General features: G+C 63.6%; 11 protein-coding genes. 3 read left to right on the top strand and 8 right to left on the bottom strand.

What is annotated here, in order from left to right:
- Positions 1-7 precede the first annotated feature (7 nt).
- Positions 8-1,969 (top strand): acetyl-CoA carboxylase biotin carboxylase subunit, encoded by a 1,962-nt coding sequence (locus tag ACH79_RS08750; RefSeq protein WP_161856281.1) that lies wholly within the window; start codon positions 8-10, stop codon positions 1,967-1,969.
- Between the two features lie 340 nt (positions 1,970-2,309).
- On the opposite strand, the gene ACH79_RS08745 is transcribed toward ACH79_RS08750, so the two are convergent.
- The 8 genes from ACH79_RS08745 to ACH79_RS08710 all read right to left on the bottom strand — a co-directional run bounded on the left by ACH79_RS08745 (position 2,310) and on the right by ACH79_RS08710 (position 12,131).
- Positions 2,310-3,338, bottom strand: coding sequence for an IS110 family transposase (locus ACH79_RS08745; protein WP_161849768.1), 1,029 nt, complete (start codon positions 3,336-3,338; stop codon positions 2,310-2,312).
- A 179-nt stretch (positions 3,339-3,517) separates the two neighbouring features.
- Positions 3,518-4,510: an ABC transporter ATP-binding protein gene (locus ACH79_RS08740; RefSeq protein WP_161850658.1), complete on the bottom strand. Its 993-nt coding sequence runs from the start codon at positions 4,508-4,510 to the stop codon at positions 3,518-3,520.
- Positions 4,507-5,520: an ABC transporter ATP-binding protein gene (locus ACH79_RS08735; RefSeq protein WP_161850657.1), complete on the bottom strand. Its 1,014-nt coding sequence runs from the start codon at positions 5,518-5,520 to the stop codon at positions 4,507-4,509. The genes ACH79_RS08740 and ACH79_RS08735 overlap by 4 nt, the downstream gene beginning before the upstream one ends.
- A complete protein-coding gene (locus ACH79_RS08730; protein ID WP_371419378.1) occupies positions 5,520-6,428 on the bottom strand; it encodes an ABC transporter permease in 909 nt (302 codons plus the stop codon). The genes ACH79_RS08735 and ACH79_RS08730 overlap by 1 nt, the downstream gene beginning before the upstream one ends.
- Positions 6,418-7,365, bottom strand: coding sequence for an ABC transporter permease (locus tag ACH79_RS08725; protein WP_161850655.1), 948 nt, complete (start codon positions 7,363-7,365; stop codon positions 6,418-6,420). Before ACH79_RS08725 ends, ACH79_RS08730 begins: the two co-directional genes overlap by 11 nt.
- A 164-nt stretch (positions 7,366-7,529) precedes the next feature.
- Positions 7,530-9,122 carry an ABC transporter substrate-binding protein gene (locus tag ACH79_RS08720; protein WP_161850654.1) on the bottom strand — a complete coding sequence of 531 codons (1,593 nt, stop codon included), beginning with the start codon at positions 9,120-9,122 and terminating at the stop codon, positions 7,530-7,532.
- Positions 9,123-9,408: 286 nt separating this feature from the next.
- Entirely contained in the window at positions 9,409-10,959 is a 1,551-nt protein-coding gene (locus ACH79_RS08715) for an AMP-binding protein (RefSeq protein WP_161850653.1), read from the bottom strand.
- A 17-nt stretch (positions 10,960-10,976) separates the two neighbouring features.
- Entirely contained in the window at positions 10,977-12,131 is a 1,155-nt protein-coding gene (locus tag ACH79_RS08710) for an iron-containing alcohol dehydrogenase (RefSeq protein ID WP_161850652.1), read from the bottom strand.
- A gap of 563 nt (positions 12,132-12,694) precedes the next feature.
- Here ACH79_RS08710 and ACH79_RS08705 point away from each other — a divergent pair.
- Together ACH79_RS08705 and ACH79_RS08700 are read left to right on the top strand one after the other, a co-directional pair.
- Positions 12,695-13,858 (top strand): efflux RND transporter periplasmic adaptor subunit, encoded by a 1,164-nt coding sequence (locus tag ACH79_RS08705; RefSeq protein ID WP_371419454.1) that lies wholly within the window; start codon positions 12,695-12,697, stop codon positions 13,856-13,858.
- Complete coding sequence (locus ACH79_RS08700) at positions 13,855-17,007, top strand: efflux RND transporter permease subunit (protein WP_161850651.1); 3,153 nt, start codon at positions 13,855-13,857, stop codon at positions 17,005-17,007. Before ACH79_RS08705 ends, ACH79_RS08700 begins: the two co-directional genes overlap by 4 nt.
- The last annotated feature ends 40 nt before the right edge of the window (positions 17,008-17,047 follow it).

The following is a 17,047-nucleotide window of genomic DNA, read 5'->3' as shown; positions in this document are numbered from 1 at the left end:
GATGCCAATGAAGCGGACGCCGTTCTTCAAGGTTCTCGTCGCCAACCGCGGCGAGATCGCGCTGCGGATCATGCGCACGGCGCGCCGGCTAGGTTATGGCGTGGTCGCCGTCTATTCCGACGCCGATCGTGACGCGCTGCATGTCCGCGAGGCCGATCAGGCGGTGCGCATTGGTGAGGCGCTGCCGGCGCAGTCGTATTTGCGGGTCGATGCGATCATCGCTGCCGCCAAAGCCAGCGGCGCCGGCGCGGTGCATCCGGGCTACGGCTTCCTCGCTGAGAATGAGGATTTTGCCCAAGCCTGCCGCGATGCCGGGCTGGTGTTCATCGGTCCGTCGCCGGAGGCGATCCGGGCGATGGGCAACAAGGCCGGCGCCAAGGACATCATGCGAGAGGCCGGCGTGCCCATCGTTCCCGGCTATCAGGGTGCGGACCAGAGCGACGCCGTGATGCTGGCGGAAGCTGGGAAGATCGGCTTCCCCGTCATGATCAAGGCGGTCGCCGGCGGCGGTGGGCGCGGCATGCGGCTGGTCGAGGACGCCGCGGCGTTTCCGGATGCGCTGCGCAGCGCACGGTCCGAGGCGCAAGGCGCGTTCGGTGATCCCGCCGTCATTCTGGAGCGCGCCATCGTCGATCCCCGCCACATCGAGATCCAGGTGTTCGGTGATCGCTACGGCAACGCCATCCATCTCGGCGAACGCGACTGCTCGGTGCAGCGCCGGCATCAGAAGCTGATCGAGGAAGCGCCGTCTCCGAAGGTGACGCCGGAATTGCGGGCGCGGATGGGCGCGGTCGCGGTGGAGGCCGTCAAGTCGATCGGCTATGAGGGCGCGGGCACGCTGGAATTCCTGCTCGACGAGGGCGGCGAGTTCTATTTCATGGAAATGAACACGCGGTTGCAGGTCGAGCATCCCGTCACCGAGGCGATCACCGGGCTCGATCTGGTCGAACTGCAGTTGCGGATTGCCGCCGGCGAACGGCTCGGGCTCAGGCAGGAAGACGTCAAATTCTTCGGCCATGCTATCGAGGTGCGGCTGTGCTCGGAAGATGCGGACCATGACTTCATGCCGCAGTCGGGACGGATGGCGCTGTGGCAGATGCCGGACGGCGTCCGCGCCGAGCACGCGCTGCAATCCGGTTCCGAAATCCCGCCATTCTACGATTCGATGATCGCCAAGGTCATCAGCCACGGCGCCGATCGCAGCGAGGCGCGGGGCCGGCTGATCTGCGGCCTGGAGCAGACCGCCGCCTTCGGCGTCACCACCAATCAGGGATTCCTGATTTCCTGCCTCCGCCATCCCAGCTTCGCCAAGGGCGAGGCGACCACTTCCTTCATCGGCAATCACCGTGATGAACTGCTTGCGCCGCGCGCGAATGATAAAGCGGAGGCCGCACTGGCGGCGCTGTTGCTCTACGTCACCAATCCGCATGCGCCGCCCTGGCGAAGCGGGCGCAGTCTGGCGGCGACGTTTCCGCTGACGATGCGGATCGATCCCGGCCGTGGCGTGCTGGAGGTAGACATCGCGCGTGGCCGCGATGGTGGGTATATCGCAGCCGTTGACGGCAGCGAGTTTCGTTTCGAGATCGACGAACTCGGCCGCGATACGATCCGCTTCCGTACCGACGGTGTGATGGAATCGGCAAGGTTTCTGCGCGATGGCGATCGTCTGTACATCCTGCATCGCGGTGTCACGATCGCCGTGCGCGACCTGACGCTTGCAGCGCCGGAATCTGCCTCCGCCGCCGGTGGCGACGGCAAGGTGCGCGCGGCGATGAACGGGCGGGTGGCGGCAGTGCTGGTCAAGCCAGGCGAGCAGGTCGCCGCCGGCCAGCCTGTGATGACGCTGGAGGCGATGAAGATGGAGCACGTGCATACGGCGGGTGTTGCCGGCACGGTGTCAGCCATCGATGTCGCCGAGGGCGAGCAAGTGACGACGGGCAGGATCGTGGTCGAGATTTCGGCGGCGTAGGTGCGTAGGGTGGGCAAAGGAGCGTAGCGACGTGCCCACCATTCTTGCCGTGCGCGAAATGGTGGGCACGCTACGCTTTGCCCACCCTTCTGTAACGGGCCTCGATTAGTCAATCCCTTTGCGTTGTCCGCCCGCCGGGGTCTCGCTTCTGTACGGGGTCGGCGCAGGGCCGCCACCTGATGGGGTTGGAAGAGGATAGGTCGACCAATCTACGTTGTGCGTGCTCACGAGGGCGACCTGGTGGGCAACGGCCTGACCTGATCCATCGTCCCGGCGAAGGGACTTCGCTTCGAGAAGGCCTGGTGTTGTGACCCGCCCGAAAACTGTTGTGTCTCTCCTGTTAGGCTGCGGCAGCAGCGGCGTTAAAGGGTGTTCCGTCGGCGAGCATGCGATGCATGATCACCGCGAGCCGGCGCGCCAGCGCCACTTTGGCTTTGTTCGTGCCGGCGCGCCGTTTGATCCGCATGGCCCAGCTCTTCAATTGCGAACAGCCTTTGACCGGCTTGGTCAGCATGACGTTGGCGGCTTCGTAAAGCACCGTGCGCACCGAAGCATCACCGATCTTGCTGATCCGGCCGGTGTAGTCGGTCTCGCCGGATTGATGCTTCTTCGGGGTCAACCCGAAATGGGCTCCTGCCTGCTTCGACGATTTGAACCGGGCTGGATCGTCGATCGCGCTGGCATAGGTTAGCGCCACGATTGGGCCGACCGCCGGGACTGACGTCAGCAGCCGTGCTTGCATGTCGGATCGCACCATCCTGCGGATCTGCTTCTCGAAGGCTGCGAACTCGGCCCGCAGCACTGTTCGCACCGCTAGCAGCGCCTTGGCGATCGTTTGCAGGTGCGGGTGGCCCGCCACGAGCTCCTCGATCCGTCCCGCGAACGTCTGCCCGGTCGTCTTGCCAACCTTCAGGCCAAAACCGCGCAGGATCCCGCGCAGACTGTTCTCCACGTCGTGAAGCTTCGATTGCACCAGCTTGCGCGCCGTCAGCAGCGATCGGGTCTCTTGCGCACTCATCGATTTGCAATGCACTGGCCGGAACCAGCCCAGCCGCATCAGTTGCGCGATGCCGCGGGCATCGTTGCGATCCGACTTGACCGGCATCGCCTCGAACGCCTTCCGCACGTGCCGCGTCTCCAGCAGTTCCACGGCAAGGCCGGCTATCTTCATGGCCGCAAACAGCCATTGCGACAATGGTCCGGCCTCCAGCCCGATCCGCTCCAGGCCGAAGCCCAGCGAACCGAACCAGGCGATTAGGGCTTGCGGCTCGCTCGCCACCTTGGCCTCGCGCACGATCTTGCCATTGGCGTCGACAACGCACACGCTCGAGCATTCCAATGACACGTCGATTCCGGCATAATGCTCCATGGTCGTCTCTCCTTGATGCTTGGAGCGAGGCTCATCCCTCTGACTCCGTAACACCATCAATGTGAGGGACGACCGCCCGCCTTCCAGGCAGGTCGCGCGAAGCGCGCCACCCAACACCGCCGTAGCAAGCGCGGCTTGCCTGGAGGGTGGACCGGGGCCCGTTACCCCATCTACGAATCTCACTCCGGCCGTCCCGTCCCATCATTCAACCAGCACGCCACCTGATGCCCTTCGCCGGCTTCCACCAGCGCCGGGCGTTCCACCTTGCAGCGGTCCATCGCGTAGCGACAGCGGGTGTGGAAGGCGCAGCCGGAGGGTGGATTGATCGGGCTCGGGACGTCGCCGTCGACCATCGGCGCAAGGCGCTTTGCCTTGGGATCGGCGATCGGGACCGACGCGAGCAGCGCCTGCGTGTAGGGATGGCGCGGATTGGCGAACAATTCGGCCTTGTCGGCGATTTCGACAATGCGCCCGAGATACATCACGGCGACGCGGTGGCTGATATGGGCGACGACGGCGAGGTCGTGAGCGATGAACAGGTAGGAAAAATCGTTCTTGCGCTGCAGGTCGATCAACAGATTGATCACCTGCGCCTGGATCGAGACGTCGAGTGCGGACACCGGCTCGTCGCACACGATCAGGCTGGGCCCGAGCGACAGTGCCCGCGCGATGCAGATGCGCTGCCGTTGTCCGCCGGAGAACTGGTGCGGATAGTTCTTCATCTGGTCCGCCCGCAGGCCGACCTGCCCGAATAATTCTGCGACGCGTTCCTGTTGCGCGCGGCCGGTGGCCAGTCCGTGCACGCCGAGCGGTTCGCCGACGATATCGCCCGCGGTCATGCGTGGGTTGAGCGAGGCGAACGGGTCCTGGAACACGATCTGCATCGAGCGGCGATGCGGCCGCATCTCGGTCTTGCTGAGGCCGGTGATATCGGTGCCGTTCAGTTTGATGGCGCCGCTCGACGGCTCCACCAGCCGCAACACGCTGCGCGCGACCGTCGATTTGCCGCAACCGGATTCGCCGACGAGGCCGAGCGTCTCGCCCCTGCCGACGGAAAAACTGACGCCGTCAACCGCATGCACGGTGCCTACGCGCCGACGCAGCACACCGCCGCGCACCGCGTAATGCTTGACGAGGTCGGTCACCTCGAGGAGAGGACGTTGGTCGGTCATGGCGCACCCACCAACTCGGCCGCGCGCCAACACGCGGCGAAGTGGTCGCCATCGACTTCCTGCAGCGGCGGATATTCGGCGCGGCAGCGGTCAACGGCGAGGCTGCAGCGCGGGGCAAAGGCGCAGCCCGGCGGCAGGTTGGTCAGCGACGGCACCATACCGGGAATCTCGTTCAGCCGCGCGTCGGTCCTGGCGCCGAAGGAAATCACCGCCGGCATCGAGGCCATCAGGCCGCGCGTGTAGGGGTGTTTGGGATTCTCGAACAAATCCTCTACCGTCGCTTCCTCGACCTTCTTGCCGGCATACATCACGATGACGCGCTGCGCGGTCTGCGCCACCACGCCGAGGTCGTGCGTGATCAGGATCAGCCCGGTGCCGAGCGTCTTCTGCAGATCGACGATCAGTGCCAGGATCTGCGCCTGGATCGTCACGTCGAGCGCGGTGGTCGGCTCGTCCGCGATCAGCAGCGCCGGTCGGCATGCCAGCGCCATCGCGATCATCGCGCGCTGGCGCATGCCGCCGGAGAGCTGATGCGGGTATTCCTGCGCGCGCCGCTCCGGCTCGGGAATGCGGACGAGACGAAGCATCTCAACTGCCTTGGCCCAGGCAGCCTTCGACGTCATCTCCTGGTGCAGGCGCAGCACTTCGGTGATCTGGTCGCCGATCCGCATCACCGGATTGAGCGAGGTCATCGGCTCCTGAAAGATCATCGAGATCCGGTTACCGCGGATCTTGCGCATCTCGGCTTCATCAAGGCTGAGGAGATCGGTGCCCTCCAATGTGACTTTGCCGCCGACCACGCGGCCGGGCGGATCCGGCACCAGCCGCATCACCGAGAGCGCGGTCACGCTCTTGCCGCAACCGGATTCGCCGACGATCGCCAGCGTCTCGCCGCGGCGGACGTTGAACGAGACGTCGTCGACCGCCCGGAACAGGCCGGAACTGGTGAAGAACACCGTCTGCAGGTTCTTCACATCGAGAATGGTGTCGTCCTTACGCGCCTCGTTCATCAGCCGCGTTGCCTCGGGTCGAGGATGTCGCGCAGCGCATCGCCGAACAGATTGGTGCCGAACACGGCAAGGGAGATGGCTACCCCCGGGAAGATCACCAGCCACGGCGCGGTGCGAACATATTCGGCGGCCGATTCCGACAGCATGCGGCCCCAGGACGGATAGGGCTCGGGAATGCCGAGGCCGAGGAACGACAGCGAGGCTTCGGTGAGAATGGTGGAGCCGAGCTGCGCGGTCGCCAGCACGATCAACGGAGCCAGCGTGTTGGGCAGCACATGACGCAGCGCGATACGCGTTTCGCTCATGCCGATCGATTTGGCGGCTTCGACAAAAGGCAGTTCGCGCAGCGCCAGTGTATTGGCGCGGATCACGCGGGCGACCGTCGGGATCAGCGGGATCGCAATGGCGATAATCACGTTCGGCAGCGACGGCCCGAGCGCCGCCGTCATCACCAGCGCCAGCACCAGAAGCGGCAGAGCCTGCAAAATGTCGGTGACGCGCTGGAACAGCAGATCGACCCAGCCCGACAGGTAGCCCGATGCGAGGCCGACGATGACGCCGATCGAGGATCCCAGCGCGGTAGCGCCGATGCCGACGGCGAGCGAGATGCGCGCGCCGTGCACGATCCGGCTCCAGACGTCGCGGCCGAATGAATCGGTGCCCATCCAATGCACGGCGTCGGGCGGCGCCAGCCGGTGCGCGGAATCGACGCTGAGCGGGCTGAAGCGGCAGATCAGGTCGGCCGATATCGCCATCCAGACGAACAGCACCATGATGACGAGGCCGATTGTGCCGAGCATATAGCGCTGCGCCAGGAACAATAGCCGGCGCCAGCCATGCGTGGAATGCGCGCCGGCTCGCCTCAGTTCGTTGTCGAAATTGATCGTGGTCACGCGGCTAGTCCCCATACCGGATGCGCGGGTCGATCGCGGCGTAAAGCATGTCGACGGTGAAGTTTGCGACCACCACGACCACGGCGATCAGCATCACGAGGTTCTGGACGATCGGATAATCGCGCCAGCGCAGCGCCTCGACCAGGAAGCGGGCGACGCCGGGGATATTGAACACGGTTTCGGTGACGATCAGCCCGCCGATCAGGAACGCGGCCTCGATTCCGATCACGGTGATGACGGGCAAAATGGCGTTCTTCAGCGCGTGGCGATAATTGACGGATGTCTCGGAAGCGCCCTTGGCGCGCGCGGTGCGGATGTAATCCTGCCGCAAGATTTCCAGCATCGAAGAGCGCGTGATGCGCATGGTCAGTGCGGCGCTGCGAAAGCCGACCGCCATCGCCGGGACGGCGTAGATCGCGAATGCTTCCGTCCAGGTTTTCGGATTCGGATTGTAGATCGGCATGCTGCCGAACAGCGAGACCGACGCCATCAGGATCAACAGGCCAAGCCAGAACGAGGGCAACGACAGGCCGCTCAGGCTGACGACGCGGAGCGTATAATCAAGTTTTGAACCCTGATGGACGGCGCTCAACACGCCCAACGGAATGCCGATTGAAGCCGAGAACAACAGCGCCAGCGCCGCCAGCCGTGCGGTGATCGGAATGCGCGGCAGGATTTCCTGCAGCGCCGGTTTTTCCGACACATAGGAATAGCCGAGATCGCCGTGCAGCAACCCGCCGATCCAGTTCAGATATTGCTGGTAGATCGGCAGGTTGAGGCCGAGTTCCTTTTCCAGGTTGGCCTTGTCGGTCGGATCGACGAAGCCGGCGGCATCGAACAGGATGTCGACGATGTTGCCGGGAACGACGCGCAGCAGGACGAAGATGATGATCGAGATCCCGACCAGGGTCACGAGCATCAAGGCGAGGCGTCGCACGATGTAAGCAAACACCCGGCTACTCTCCCTGACCCATCGGCTGGAGCCCCTTCGGTTCTGAAGAATCAGAACCGGGCTCTCGCTTCTTGCTTTGATGCGTTTTTTTCACGTGAACCGGGATGCGCCCCGGATCACGTCCGGGGCAGGCTTTCGCTCGAAAACGCTATCGCGGCTGGACATTACTTGTCCATCCAGACGTCTTCGTAACGATAGCCGTTATAGGAGCTGTTCACCATCACGGTGATGCCCTTGACGTAGGGATTCCAGCACGTCCCGGTACGGCCGTGGAAGATGATCGGCCGCGCCACGTCCTCCTGCAACTTCTTGTCGATCTCCCAGACCAGCTTCTTCCGCTTCTCCTTGTCGGTCTCGGCCGACTGCTGGTCGAACAGCTTCTCGATCTCCTTGTTGCAGTAGTTGGTGTAGTTGCGCTCCGATCCGCAGGAATAGTTCTCGTAGAACGACTGGTCGGGATCGTCGACGGCGTTGCCGGTGAGGTTGAGGCCGAGCGAGTAATCCTTGCGTGCGACTTTCGGGAACCATTGCGCGGTGTCGACGACGTCAAGCTCGCCATCGATATAGATGTTCTTCATCTGGTCGATCAGGATGACGGCAGGGTCGCGGTAGATCGGAATGTTGCGGGTGGCGACCTTGACGGCGAGGCGCTTGTCCGGGCCGTAGCCGGCCTTCTGCATCAGCTTGCGCGCCTCTTCGCGGTTGGCGTTGATGTCGGGGCCGTAGCCGGGAATCGATTCCATCATGTCCTTCGGCATCGCCCACAGGCCGCCCGGCGCCGGCAACATGGTGCCGCCGATATCGGCCTGCCCCTCGAACATGATCTGGATGAACGCCTTGCGATCCAGCGCCAGCGCCAGCGCGCGCCTGATGTCGAGATTGTCGAATGGTGGGGAGGAGGAGTTGACGATGATGTTGGTGGAGACGTTGATCGGCTCGACCACGCAGACCGCGTTCGGCGCCTGCGCCTTGACCTCCTTCAGCAGCGGTATCGACACTTCGGTCGGGAAGGTCATGTCGAATTTGCCGGAAACGAATCCGAGAATCGCCGTCGAGCGGTTCGGGATGATGGTGAATTCCATGCCGTCGAGATGCGGCAGGCCCTTCTTGAAATAGTCGGGATTCTTGGTGAGCTTGATCGACTCGTTGGCCTTGAACTCGACGAACTTGAACGGGCCGGTGCCAACCGGCTTGGTGCGCATATCGGCGGGCGAGACGTGGCAGGGATACACCGGCGTGTAGCCGGACGCGAGCAGCGAAATCAGCGCCGGCTGCGGCCGCTTCAGTTCGAACGACGCCTCGAAATCACCGTTGACGGTCACCTCGTTGACCTGGTCGTACCAGGACTTTCGCGGGTTCTGCCGGAACTTCTGCTGCGATTTGCCCATCAGCATATCGAAGGTGCATTTGACGTCGGCCGACGTGAACGGCTTTCCGTCGTGCCATTTGACGCCCTGTTTCAGCTTGAAGGTCAGTTTCTTGTTGTCGCTGCTCCAGGCCCAGCTCTCGGCGAGATCGGGAACGATCGACTCCACGCTGTTCTGCGCCACGTCCTGCTTGAACATGACGAGGTTGTTGAAGACCGGCATGAAGGGAACGTTGATCGAATAGGTCGCGCCTTCATGGATCGAGGCGCTGCCCGGGCTGTCGCGGTGATAGACCCGGAGGATGCCGCCCTGTTTCGGCTCCGCCGAGGCAAGGTCGTAAGCCGGCAGCAATAACACCGCCGCGGCGGCAAGCGCATGAACGCTCCGCATGATTCCCTCCACATCATTCGGTCTCGACTGGCCGATTGCATGGGACGATAGCATGACGATCCGTCCGGGCAACCGGGCAAGTCCGTGCTGAAGTTGGTAATTCGACGTAATCGAAATCCGTGTGGCGGAACGCGTGCGCCGCCCGGCCCATTTTCTGCGAAACCGGCAAGTTCGTTGCGGTGCAGCCGCTCGCGGCTCGCGCCAAAATGCCTCACCCGATGATGCACCGCACCCACCGGGCATTGCGACGTCGTGTTCGGCTTCACCATCTCACATCGTCGCAACTTCAGACGATCCGCGAGGTCTTGTTGCCCCAATAGCGGTCGCGCAACAGCCTCTTGTAGAGCTTGCCGGTCGGAAGCCGCGGCAATTCCGCCTCGAAGTCGATCGAGCGCGGCACCTTCTGGCGCGACAGCGACTGCCTGCAGAAGGCGATCAACTCGTCGGCCAGTTCCTGCCCCGGCGAAATGCCCGGCATCGGCTGCACCACGGCCTTCACCTCCTCGCCGAGATCCGGATTGGGCACGCCGAACACCGCGGCATCGGCGATCTTGGGATGGGTGATCAGAAGGTTCTCGCATTCCTGCGGATAGATATTCACGCCGCCGGAGATGATCATGAAGGTCGCGCGGTCGGTCAGATAGAGATAGCCGTCATCATCGACATAACCGACGTCGCCGACCGTGCTCATGCTGCCGTCGGCCGAGCGGGCCTCCTGGGTCCTGGCCGGATCGTTGAAATATTCGAAGGGCGTGGCGGTCTTGAACCACACCGTGCCTGGTGTGCCGACCGGGCACTCATTCATGTTCTCGTCGAGAATATGCAGCTCGCCGAGCAGCACCTTGCCGACGGTACCGCGATGGGCCAGCCATTGCTCGCTGTCGCAGGAGGTGAAGCCGAGACCCTCGGTGGCGCCGTAATATTCATGGATGATCGGTCCCCACCATTTGATGATGTCGTCCTTCACCGCCGCAGGGCAAGGCGCCGCGGCATGGATCGCGATTTCAAGGGATGAGAGGTCGTAGCGCGTCCGCACCTCCTCCGGCAGTTTCAGCATGCGCGAGAACATCGTCGGCACGAGCTGGGTATGCGTGACGCCCCATTTCGGAACCAGTTCGAGATAATGTTCGGGATCGAACCGTTCCATGATGATGGCGGTGCCGCCCATCTTGATCGTGAGGTTGACGGCGGCCTGCGGCGCTGAGTGGTAGAGCGGCGCGGGCGACAGATAGATCATGCCCTCGCGGTACTGCCAGATCTTCACCAGGAAATCGAACAGCGGCAATTGCTGATCGGCCGGCAGTTCCGGCAGCGGACGTAGAATCCCCTTCGGGCGGCCGGTGGTGCCGGAGGAATAAAGCATCGCGGTGCCGATACACTCGTCGGCGATCGGTGTGTGCGGCATATCTGCCGTTACTTCTTGCAGGCCGACAATGCGATCGCTTTCGCCCGCGCCATCGGCGACGATGCAGAGTTCGACCTGGGAGCATTCCTTCAACGCCTCGCGCGCCACATCGAGTTTTTCCTTCGACGTGATAAGGATGCGCGATTGGCTGTTGGTCAGGATGTAGGTGAGCTCGCCCGCCGTCAGGTAGGAATTTACGCAGGTATAATAGAGGCCCGAGCGCTCGCCGGCGCCGCAGGCTTCGAGATAGCGGCTGTTGTTCTCCATGAAGATCGAATAGTGATCGAGCCGCTTCAGACCACACTTGCGAAACAGATGCGCTAGCCGGTTGGAGCGGGCATCCAGTTCGCGATAGGTGACGGTTTCGCCCGAAGACGCCATGATGAAGGCGGGCTGAAGCGGACGAAGATGAACGTGCTTGCCGGTGTACATGTTGGGCTTTGGTCTCCTTACGCGGCCATGTCCAGGATCTCGCGCACCTGCGCCGGTCCCTCGATCTTGCGCGGGTTGCGCGGCACCCAGGGCGTCGCCATCGCGGCCTGCGCGATACGGTCGAAATGCTCGGAGCCGACTTTGACCTCGCGCAGGCTGCGCGGCATGCCGAGGCTGCGAATGAAGCGGTCGAGCACGCCGCCGGCGTCCTCGTTCGGGTGCCCCATGGCGCCAGCGACCAGCGCCTGGCGCTCGGCATTGACCGTCTTGTTCCAGCGCATCACCGCCGGCAGCATCACGCAGGAAGTGTAGCCGTGCGGTACGCCGAACTCGGCGCCGAGGACGTAGCCGATGCCGTGGCTGGCGCCCATCGGCACGCCGGAGGCCAGCGGTCCGGTCGAAAGCCAGGTGCCGATCTGGCAATCCATTCGTGCATCGAGGTCTTTGGCATCGGCCTTTACCCGCGGCAGCGCCTGCGCCAGCATCGACAGGCCCTTCAGCGCCTGCGCGTCGCCGTAAGGATGCGCCTCGCGCGAACAGATACCTTCGACGCAATGGTCGACGGCGCGGATGCCGGTCGAGAGCCACAGCCATTCCGGCGTGTGCAGGCTGAGCCAGGGATCGAGGATCACCGCGCGCGGCATGATCAGCGGATGACGCAGCCCTTCCTTGACCCTCGTCTTCTCATTGGTGACGCCGGCGGTAGCGGAGAACTCGCCGCCGGCAATCGTCGTCGGCACGCTGATCTGGCGCACGGTCGGCGCTGCCAGTTGCGGCGAACCGCCGCGCCCCGCCTTGATCCGGTCGATGTCTTCAGGCTTGCGGACATCGTTGGCGAGGCAAAGCTGCACTGCCTTGGCGCCGTCGGTGATGGAGCCGCCGCCGATGGTGACGATGAGATCGGCATTCGCGGCGCGGGCTTGTTCGGTGGCGGCAATGACGGCCGAGCGGGGCGTATGCGGCGGCATCGCGTCGAAGGTACCGGCGCAGCGTGGTCCCAGCGCGCGGCGGATGTTCTCGATTTCATCGGTTTGGCGGTTGAGGGTGCCGCTGACCATCAGAAAGGTGCGTGTAGCGCCGAGCCGGTTCAACTGCTCGACGAGCGCCTCGGACGCCGGCCGCCCGAACACGACCTCGTCCATCGCGCCGAACACGACACGCCCTCGGTGCACCCTTGTCCTCCCCGGACATTTTCTGGCCCTTGTCGCGGGCCTTGCCACAAGGTTAGCGGAGGAAATTCGCGGCGTCATGCCCGAAGATGATGCTCGGGAAGGTCTCGTAGGATGGGTGGAGCGCAGCGATACCCATCGACACCGGTACCCATGGCAATGAATATCGCGAAGCGAAAATCATCCTATGATTGAGCATCCCCGCCATTCCGGAGCCCGCGTCCTCGGAATGACGAGAGGGCGGCAGGGCGGCAAGACGCCTTCGTGTGGCGTCACGTTTTCGTCATCAGGCGGCGATTAGCTGGGCCCTCGTCGCGGCGGATCCCGCCCTCATCGCAGTGCGGAAAGCCTGAAATACGCGTGGCGCAGGCGTTGGCTATGCGGGTGCATAACGATTGTGCTTGATCCGGCCGGGTTCTTGACGAGACTGGGAACTGATCACATCTGTGGCCTCCGCCCTTCAAGGTTCCATGGCAGCCGCTTCCATCGATCAGGATGTTGTGAGTGCAGGAGAGATGGGATTGAGCACGACCGAGCAATTGGAAAGTCCGGCTGCACCGGCAAACATTGATATTCCCGCACTTCGTCGCCTCGGTTGGCTGGCCCCGCTGCTCGCGCTGGCGCTGTCCGCCTGCGGCGACAAGGCGGCGCAACAGCCGGCGGCGGCGCCGCCAACGGTCACCGTGTCGCAACCGGTGAAACGCACGGTTACGGATTGGGATGAATTCACCGGACGGTTCGAGGCGGTTCAGGAAGTCCAGGTTCGCGCCCGCGTCGGCGGTTTCGTGACCAGTGTCGAATTCCGCGACGGTAGCATCGTGCGCGCGGGCGATCTGCTTTATGTGATCGACGCCCGTCCGTTCGAGGCGGTCGCCGAGCAGGCCGACGGCCAATTGTCCGACGCGCGGGCGAGGGCCGAGCTTGCCAGGCGCGAACTCGATCGCGCATTGACGTTGAACCAGACCCAGGCCGTGTCGGATTCCATCGTCGACCAGCGCCGCCAAACTCTGCAGGCGGCGCGCGCGGCGGAAATGCAGGCCGAAGGATTGCTCAAGGCCGCCAAGCTCAACATCGAATTCACCCATGTGATGGCGCCGATCACCGGCCGCGTCAGCCGACATCTCGTCACGCCCGGCAACCTCGTGCAGGGCAGCGATGGCGGATCCACGCTGCTGACCTCGATCGTCTCGCTTGATCCGATCTACATCTATTTCGACGTCGATGAAGCGACTTACCAGAGGAACAGCCGGCTCTGGTTCGAAGGCAAACGGCCGAGCTCGCGTGATACGCCGAACCCGGTCCAGGTAACGCTCACGGGCGAGACCAAGCCATCGCACGACGGCAAGATGGATTTCCTCGACAACCGCCTTGATGTCTCGACCGGGACGCTGCGCAGCCGCGCTGTCATCCCCAACAAGGATCTTTCGATCCTCCCCGGCCAGTTCGGCCGCGTTCGGATCATCGGCAGTGCGCCTTATGAGGCGTTGTTGCTGCCTGATACCGCGATTGCGACCGACCAGTCGCGCAAGATCGTTTTTGTCGTCAAGGACGACAATACGGTCGAGGCGAAGCCGGTGACGCTTGGGCCGCTGGATGAAGGCCTGCGCGTGATCCGCGAAGGGATAAAAGCTGAAGACCGCGTCATCGTCGACGGCCTGCAGCGGGCGCGCGTGGGTGCGAAAGTCACCCCGCAGACCGCCGAGGTCAAGCCGGCCGGTGGCAAGACATGAATCTTGGCCGGCTTTCCATCAACCAGCCCATTCTTGCGATGGTGCTGTCGATCGTGCTGATGATCGTTGGCGCGATCGCCTACACCACGCTGCCGGTCGCGGAATATCCGCAAGTGGTTCCGCCGACGGTGACGGTTACCACGCAATATCCCGGCGCCTCGGCGCAAACCGTGTCTGACACCGTCGCCGCCCCGATCGAGCAGGAAATCAACGGCGTCGAGGACATGCTGTATCTCTACAGCCAGGCGACCTCGAACGGACAGTTGACGATAACAGTTACGTTCAAGCTCGGGACCGATCTCGACAAGGCGCAGGTGCTGGTGCAGAACCGCGTCGCGATTGCGCAGCCGCGGCTGCCCGAAGAAGTGCAGCGCGGCGGCGTCGTCACCCGCAAGAACAGCCCCGACATCCTGATGGTCGTGTTCATGCTGTCGCCGGACGACACGTTCGACCAGCTCTACATCAGTAACTACGCGCTGCTGCGAGTCCGCGACCAGCTGGACCGGCTCGACGGCGTCGGCGACATCCAGATCTTCGGCGCGCGCGACTATTCGATGCGGCTGTGGCTCGATCCCGACAAGGTCTCCACGCTGGGTCTGACAGCGGGCGAAATAGTTGCGGCGATCCGGTCGCAGAACGTGCAGATCGCGGGCGGCCAGATCGCCGAACCGCCGATTGCCGACCGCGCCTTTTCGCCGAATCTTACCTTCACCGGCCGATTGAAGGATCCCAAACAGTTCGAGGAGATCGTGGTCAAGGCCGGTGCCGACGGGCGTATCGTGCGGCTGCGCGATGTCGCGCGGATCGAGCTCGGTGCGCTCGCCTATGCGACCAACAGCTTCATGCTGCGGAAATCCGCCGTCGCCATGCTGGTGACCCAGCGGCCGGGCTCCAACGCGCTGGCAACCGCCAAGGGCATTTCGGACACGATGGAAAAGCTGAAAGCCAGCTTTCCACAGGGGCTCGACTACAATATCGGTTACAACCCGACCGAATTCATTGCGCAGTCCGTCAGCGAGCTGATCAAGACGATCTACGAAGCGATGGCGCTGGTCGTGCTCGTGGTGGTCGTGTTCCTACAGGGCTGGCGACCGGCCATCATTCCTATCATCGCGATTCCGGTATCGCTGGTCGGCACCTTTGCGGTGATGGCTGCGCTGGGCTTCTCGATCAACAATTTGACCCTGTTCGGTTTGGTGCTTGCGGTCGGCATCGTGGTCGATGACGCGATCGTGGTAGTCGAAAACGTCGAGCGCCATCTCGAGCACGGCATGAGCCGCCGCGATGCGGCGCTCCGTACCATGGAAGAGGTCGGCAGCGCGCTGGTTTCGATCGCGCTGGTGCTGTGCGCGGTGTTCGTGCCGACGGCGTTTCTCGGCGGCATATCAGGGCAATTCTTCCAGCAATTCGCCGTCACCATTGCGGTGGCGACCGCGATTTCATGTTTCTGTTCGTTGACGCTGTCGCCCGCGTTGGCCTCGCAGATCCTGAAGCCGCATGCGGACAAGCGGCCGCCGGCGCGCTGGAATTTCATCGCCCGCGGCTGGAACGCGTTTGCCGGCGCGTTCAATCGCGGCTTCGACCGGCTCTCGCATGGCTACGCCCGCGCCGCCGATTTCGTGATCCGGCATTCGGTGGTGATGCTATTGGTCTATGTGGCGCTGATCGGCGGCGCCGGATGGTTGCTCGTCACCACACCGCAGGGTTTCATTCCGCCGCAGGATCGCGGCTACGTCATCGTCTCCGTGCAGCTTCCGGGCGCGGCCTCTTTGGCGCGGACGACCGAGGTCGTCAGGGAGATCGAGAAAAGAGCGCTCGATACGCCCGGCATCATCCGGGTCGCGGCGTTTGCGGGCTTCTCGGGCGCAACCCGCACGCAAGCGAGCAACGCCGCGGCGCTATTCCCCGTGTTCGAAGATCCGGAGGTTCGCCACAAGAAGGGACTGTCCGCCGACGCAATTGCCGGTGAGCTGCGCAAGCGGCTTGCGAGCATCCAGGGCGCGTTCATCGTCGTCATTCCGCCGCCGGCGGTGCCCGGCATCGGTACCGGCGGCGGCTTCGCCATGCGTATCCAGGATCGCCAGGTGCGCGGCCCTGAACTGCTGGCGGCTGCGACCGACGAACTGGTCGGCGCTGCCCGCAAGGCACAGGGGCTGACCCAGGTGTTCTCGCCGTTTACCGCCAACACGCCGCAATTGTTCGTCGATATCGACCGCGTGAAGGCGCAGAAGCTCGGCGTGCCAATCGCGAACATCAATGAGGCGATCCAGACCTATTTCGGATCGACTTATGTCAACGACTTCAACCTGTTCGGGCGCACCTATCGCGTCACGGCACAGGCCGATCTGCCGTTCCGGAAAGAGAGCGCCGATCTCTCACGCCTGCGCACCCGCAACGCTGCCGGCGACATGGTGATGCTCGGCAGCCTCGTGGACTTCAAGGATATCTCCGGCCCCGACCGCGTCGCACGCTACAATCTCTATCCAGCTTCCGAGCTGCAGGGCGACACGCTGCCGGGCACCAGCTCGGCGACTGCCATCGACACCATGAAGAAGCTTGCCGAGCAGACGCTGCCGACCGGCTTCGGCTTTGAATGGACAGATTTGTCCTATCAGCAGGTGACCGGCGGCCAAGCTGGCCTCCTCGTGTTTCCGATCTGCGTGCTGTTCGTCTATCTGGTGCTGGCGGCGCAATATGGCAGCTGGAGCCTGCCGTTCGCGGTCATCCTGATCGTGCCGATGTGCCTGCTTGCCGCTACCATTGGCGTGCGGATCATGGGACAGGACGTCAACATCCTGACCCAGATCGGATTCGTGGTGTTGGTGGGGTTGGCGGCCAAGAATGCTATTCTGATCGTCGAGTTCGCGCGCGATATCGAGCTCGAGGGCAAGGCGCGGTTGGAGGCTGTCATCGAAGCCTGCCGGCTGCGCTTGCGGCCGATCCTGATGACGTCGTTCGCCTTCATCCTCGGCGTGCTGCCGCTGGTGATCTCGTCGGGCTCCGGCTCCGAGATGCGTCAGGCGGTGGGCGTCGCGGTTTTCTTCGGCATGCTCGGCGTGACGCTGTTCGGCCTGATCTTCACGCCGATCTTCTACGTCATCGTGCGCAATCTCGCGGACGGGAAGGGCAAGAAGCCGGTTGCGGTGTGAATTCACCGTCGTCATTTTCGGGCTCGCGTTCCGTGCGCCC

The organism is Bradyrhizobium sp. CCBAU 051011 (genome assembly GCF_009930815.1).
In the GTDB taxonomy this organism is placed as follows: Bacteria; Pseudomonadota; Alphaproteobacteria; order Rhizobiales; family Xanthobacteraceae; genus Bradyrhizobium.
This window is presented reverse-complemented; position numbering and strand designations above follow the sequence as displayed.

What these genes read in the sequence shown, in the direction of transcription:
- ACH79_RS08750 (WP_161856281.1), top strand. Translation starts at nt 8, where the DNA reads ATGAAGCGGACGCCGTTCTTCAAGGTTCTCGTCGCCAACCGCGGCGAG.
- ACH79_RS08745 (WP_161849768.1), bottom strand. Translation starts at nt 3,338, where the DNA reads ATGGAGCATTATGCCGGAATCGACGTGTCATTGGAATGCTCGAGCGTG.
- ACH79_RS08740 (WP_161850658.1), bottom strand. Translation starts at nt 4,510, where the DNA reads ATGACCGACCAACGTCCTCTCCTCGAGGTGACCGACCTCGTCAAGCAT.
- ACH79_RS08735 (WP_161850657.1), bottom strand. Translation starts at nt 5,520, where the DNA reads ATGAACGAGGCGCGTAAGGACGACACCATTCTCGATGTGAAGAACCTG.
- ACH79_RS08730 (WP_371419378.1), bottom strand. Translation starts at nt 6,428, where the DNA reads ATGGGGACTAGCCGCGTGACCACGATCAATTTCGACAACGAACTGAGG.
- ACH79_RS08720 (WP_161850654.1), bottom strand. Translation starts at nt 9,122, where the DNA reads ATGCGGAGCGTTCATGCGCTTGCCGCCGCGGCGGTGTTATTGCTGCCG.
- ACH79_RS08715 (WP_161850653.1), bottom strand. Translation starts at nt 10,959, where the DNA reads ATGTACACCGGCAAGCACGTTCATCTTCGTCCGCTTCAGCCCGCCTTC.
- ACH79_RS08700 (WP_161850651.1), top strand. Translation starts at nt 13,855, where the DNA reads ATGAATCTTGGCCGGCTTTCCATCAACCAGCCCATTCTTGCGATGGTG.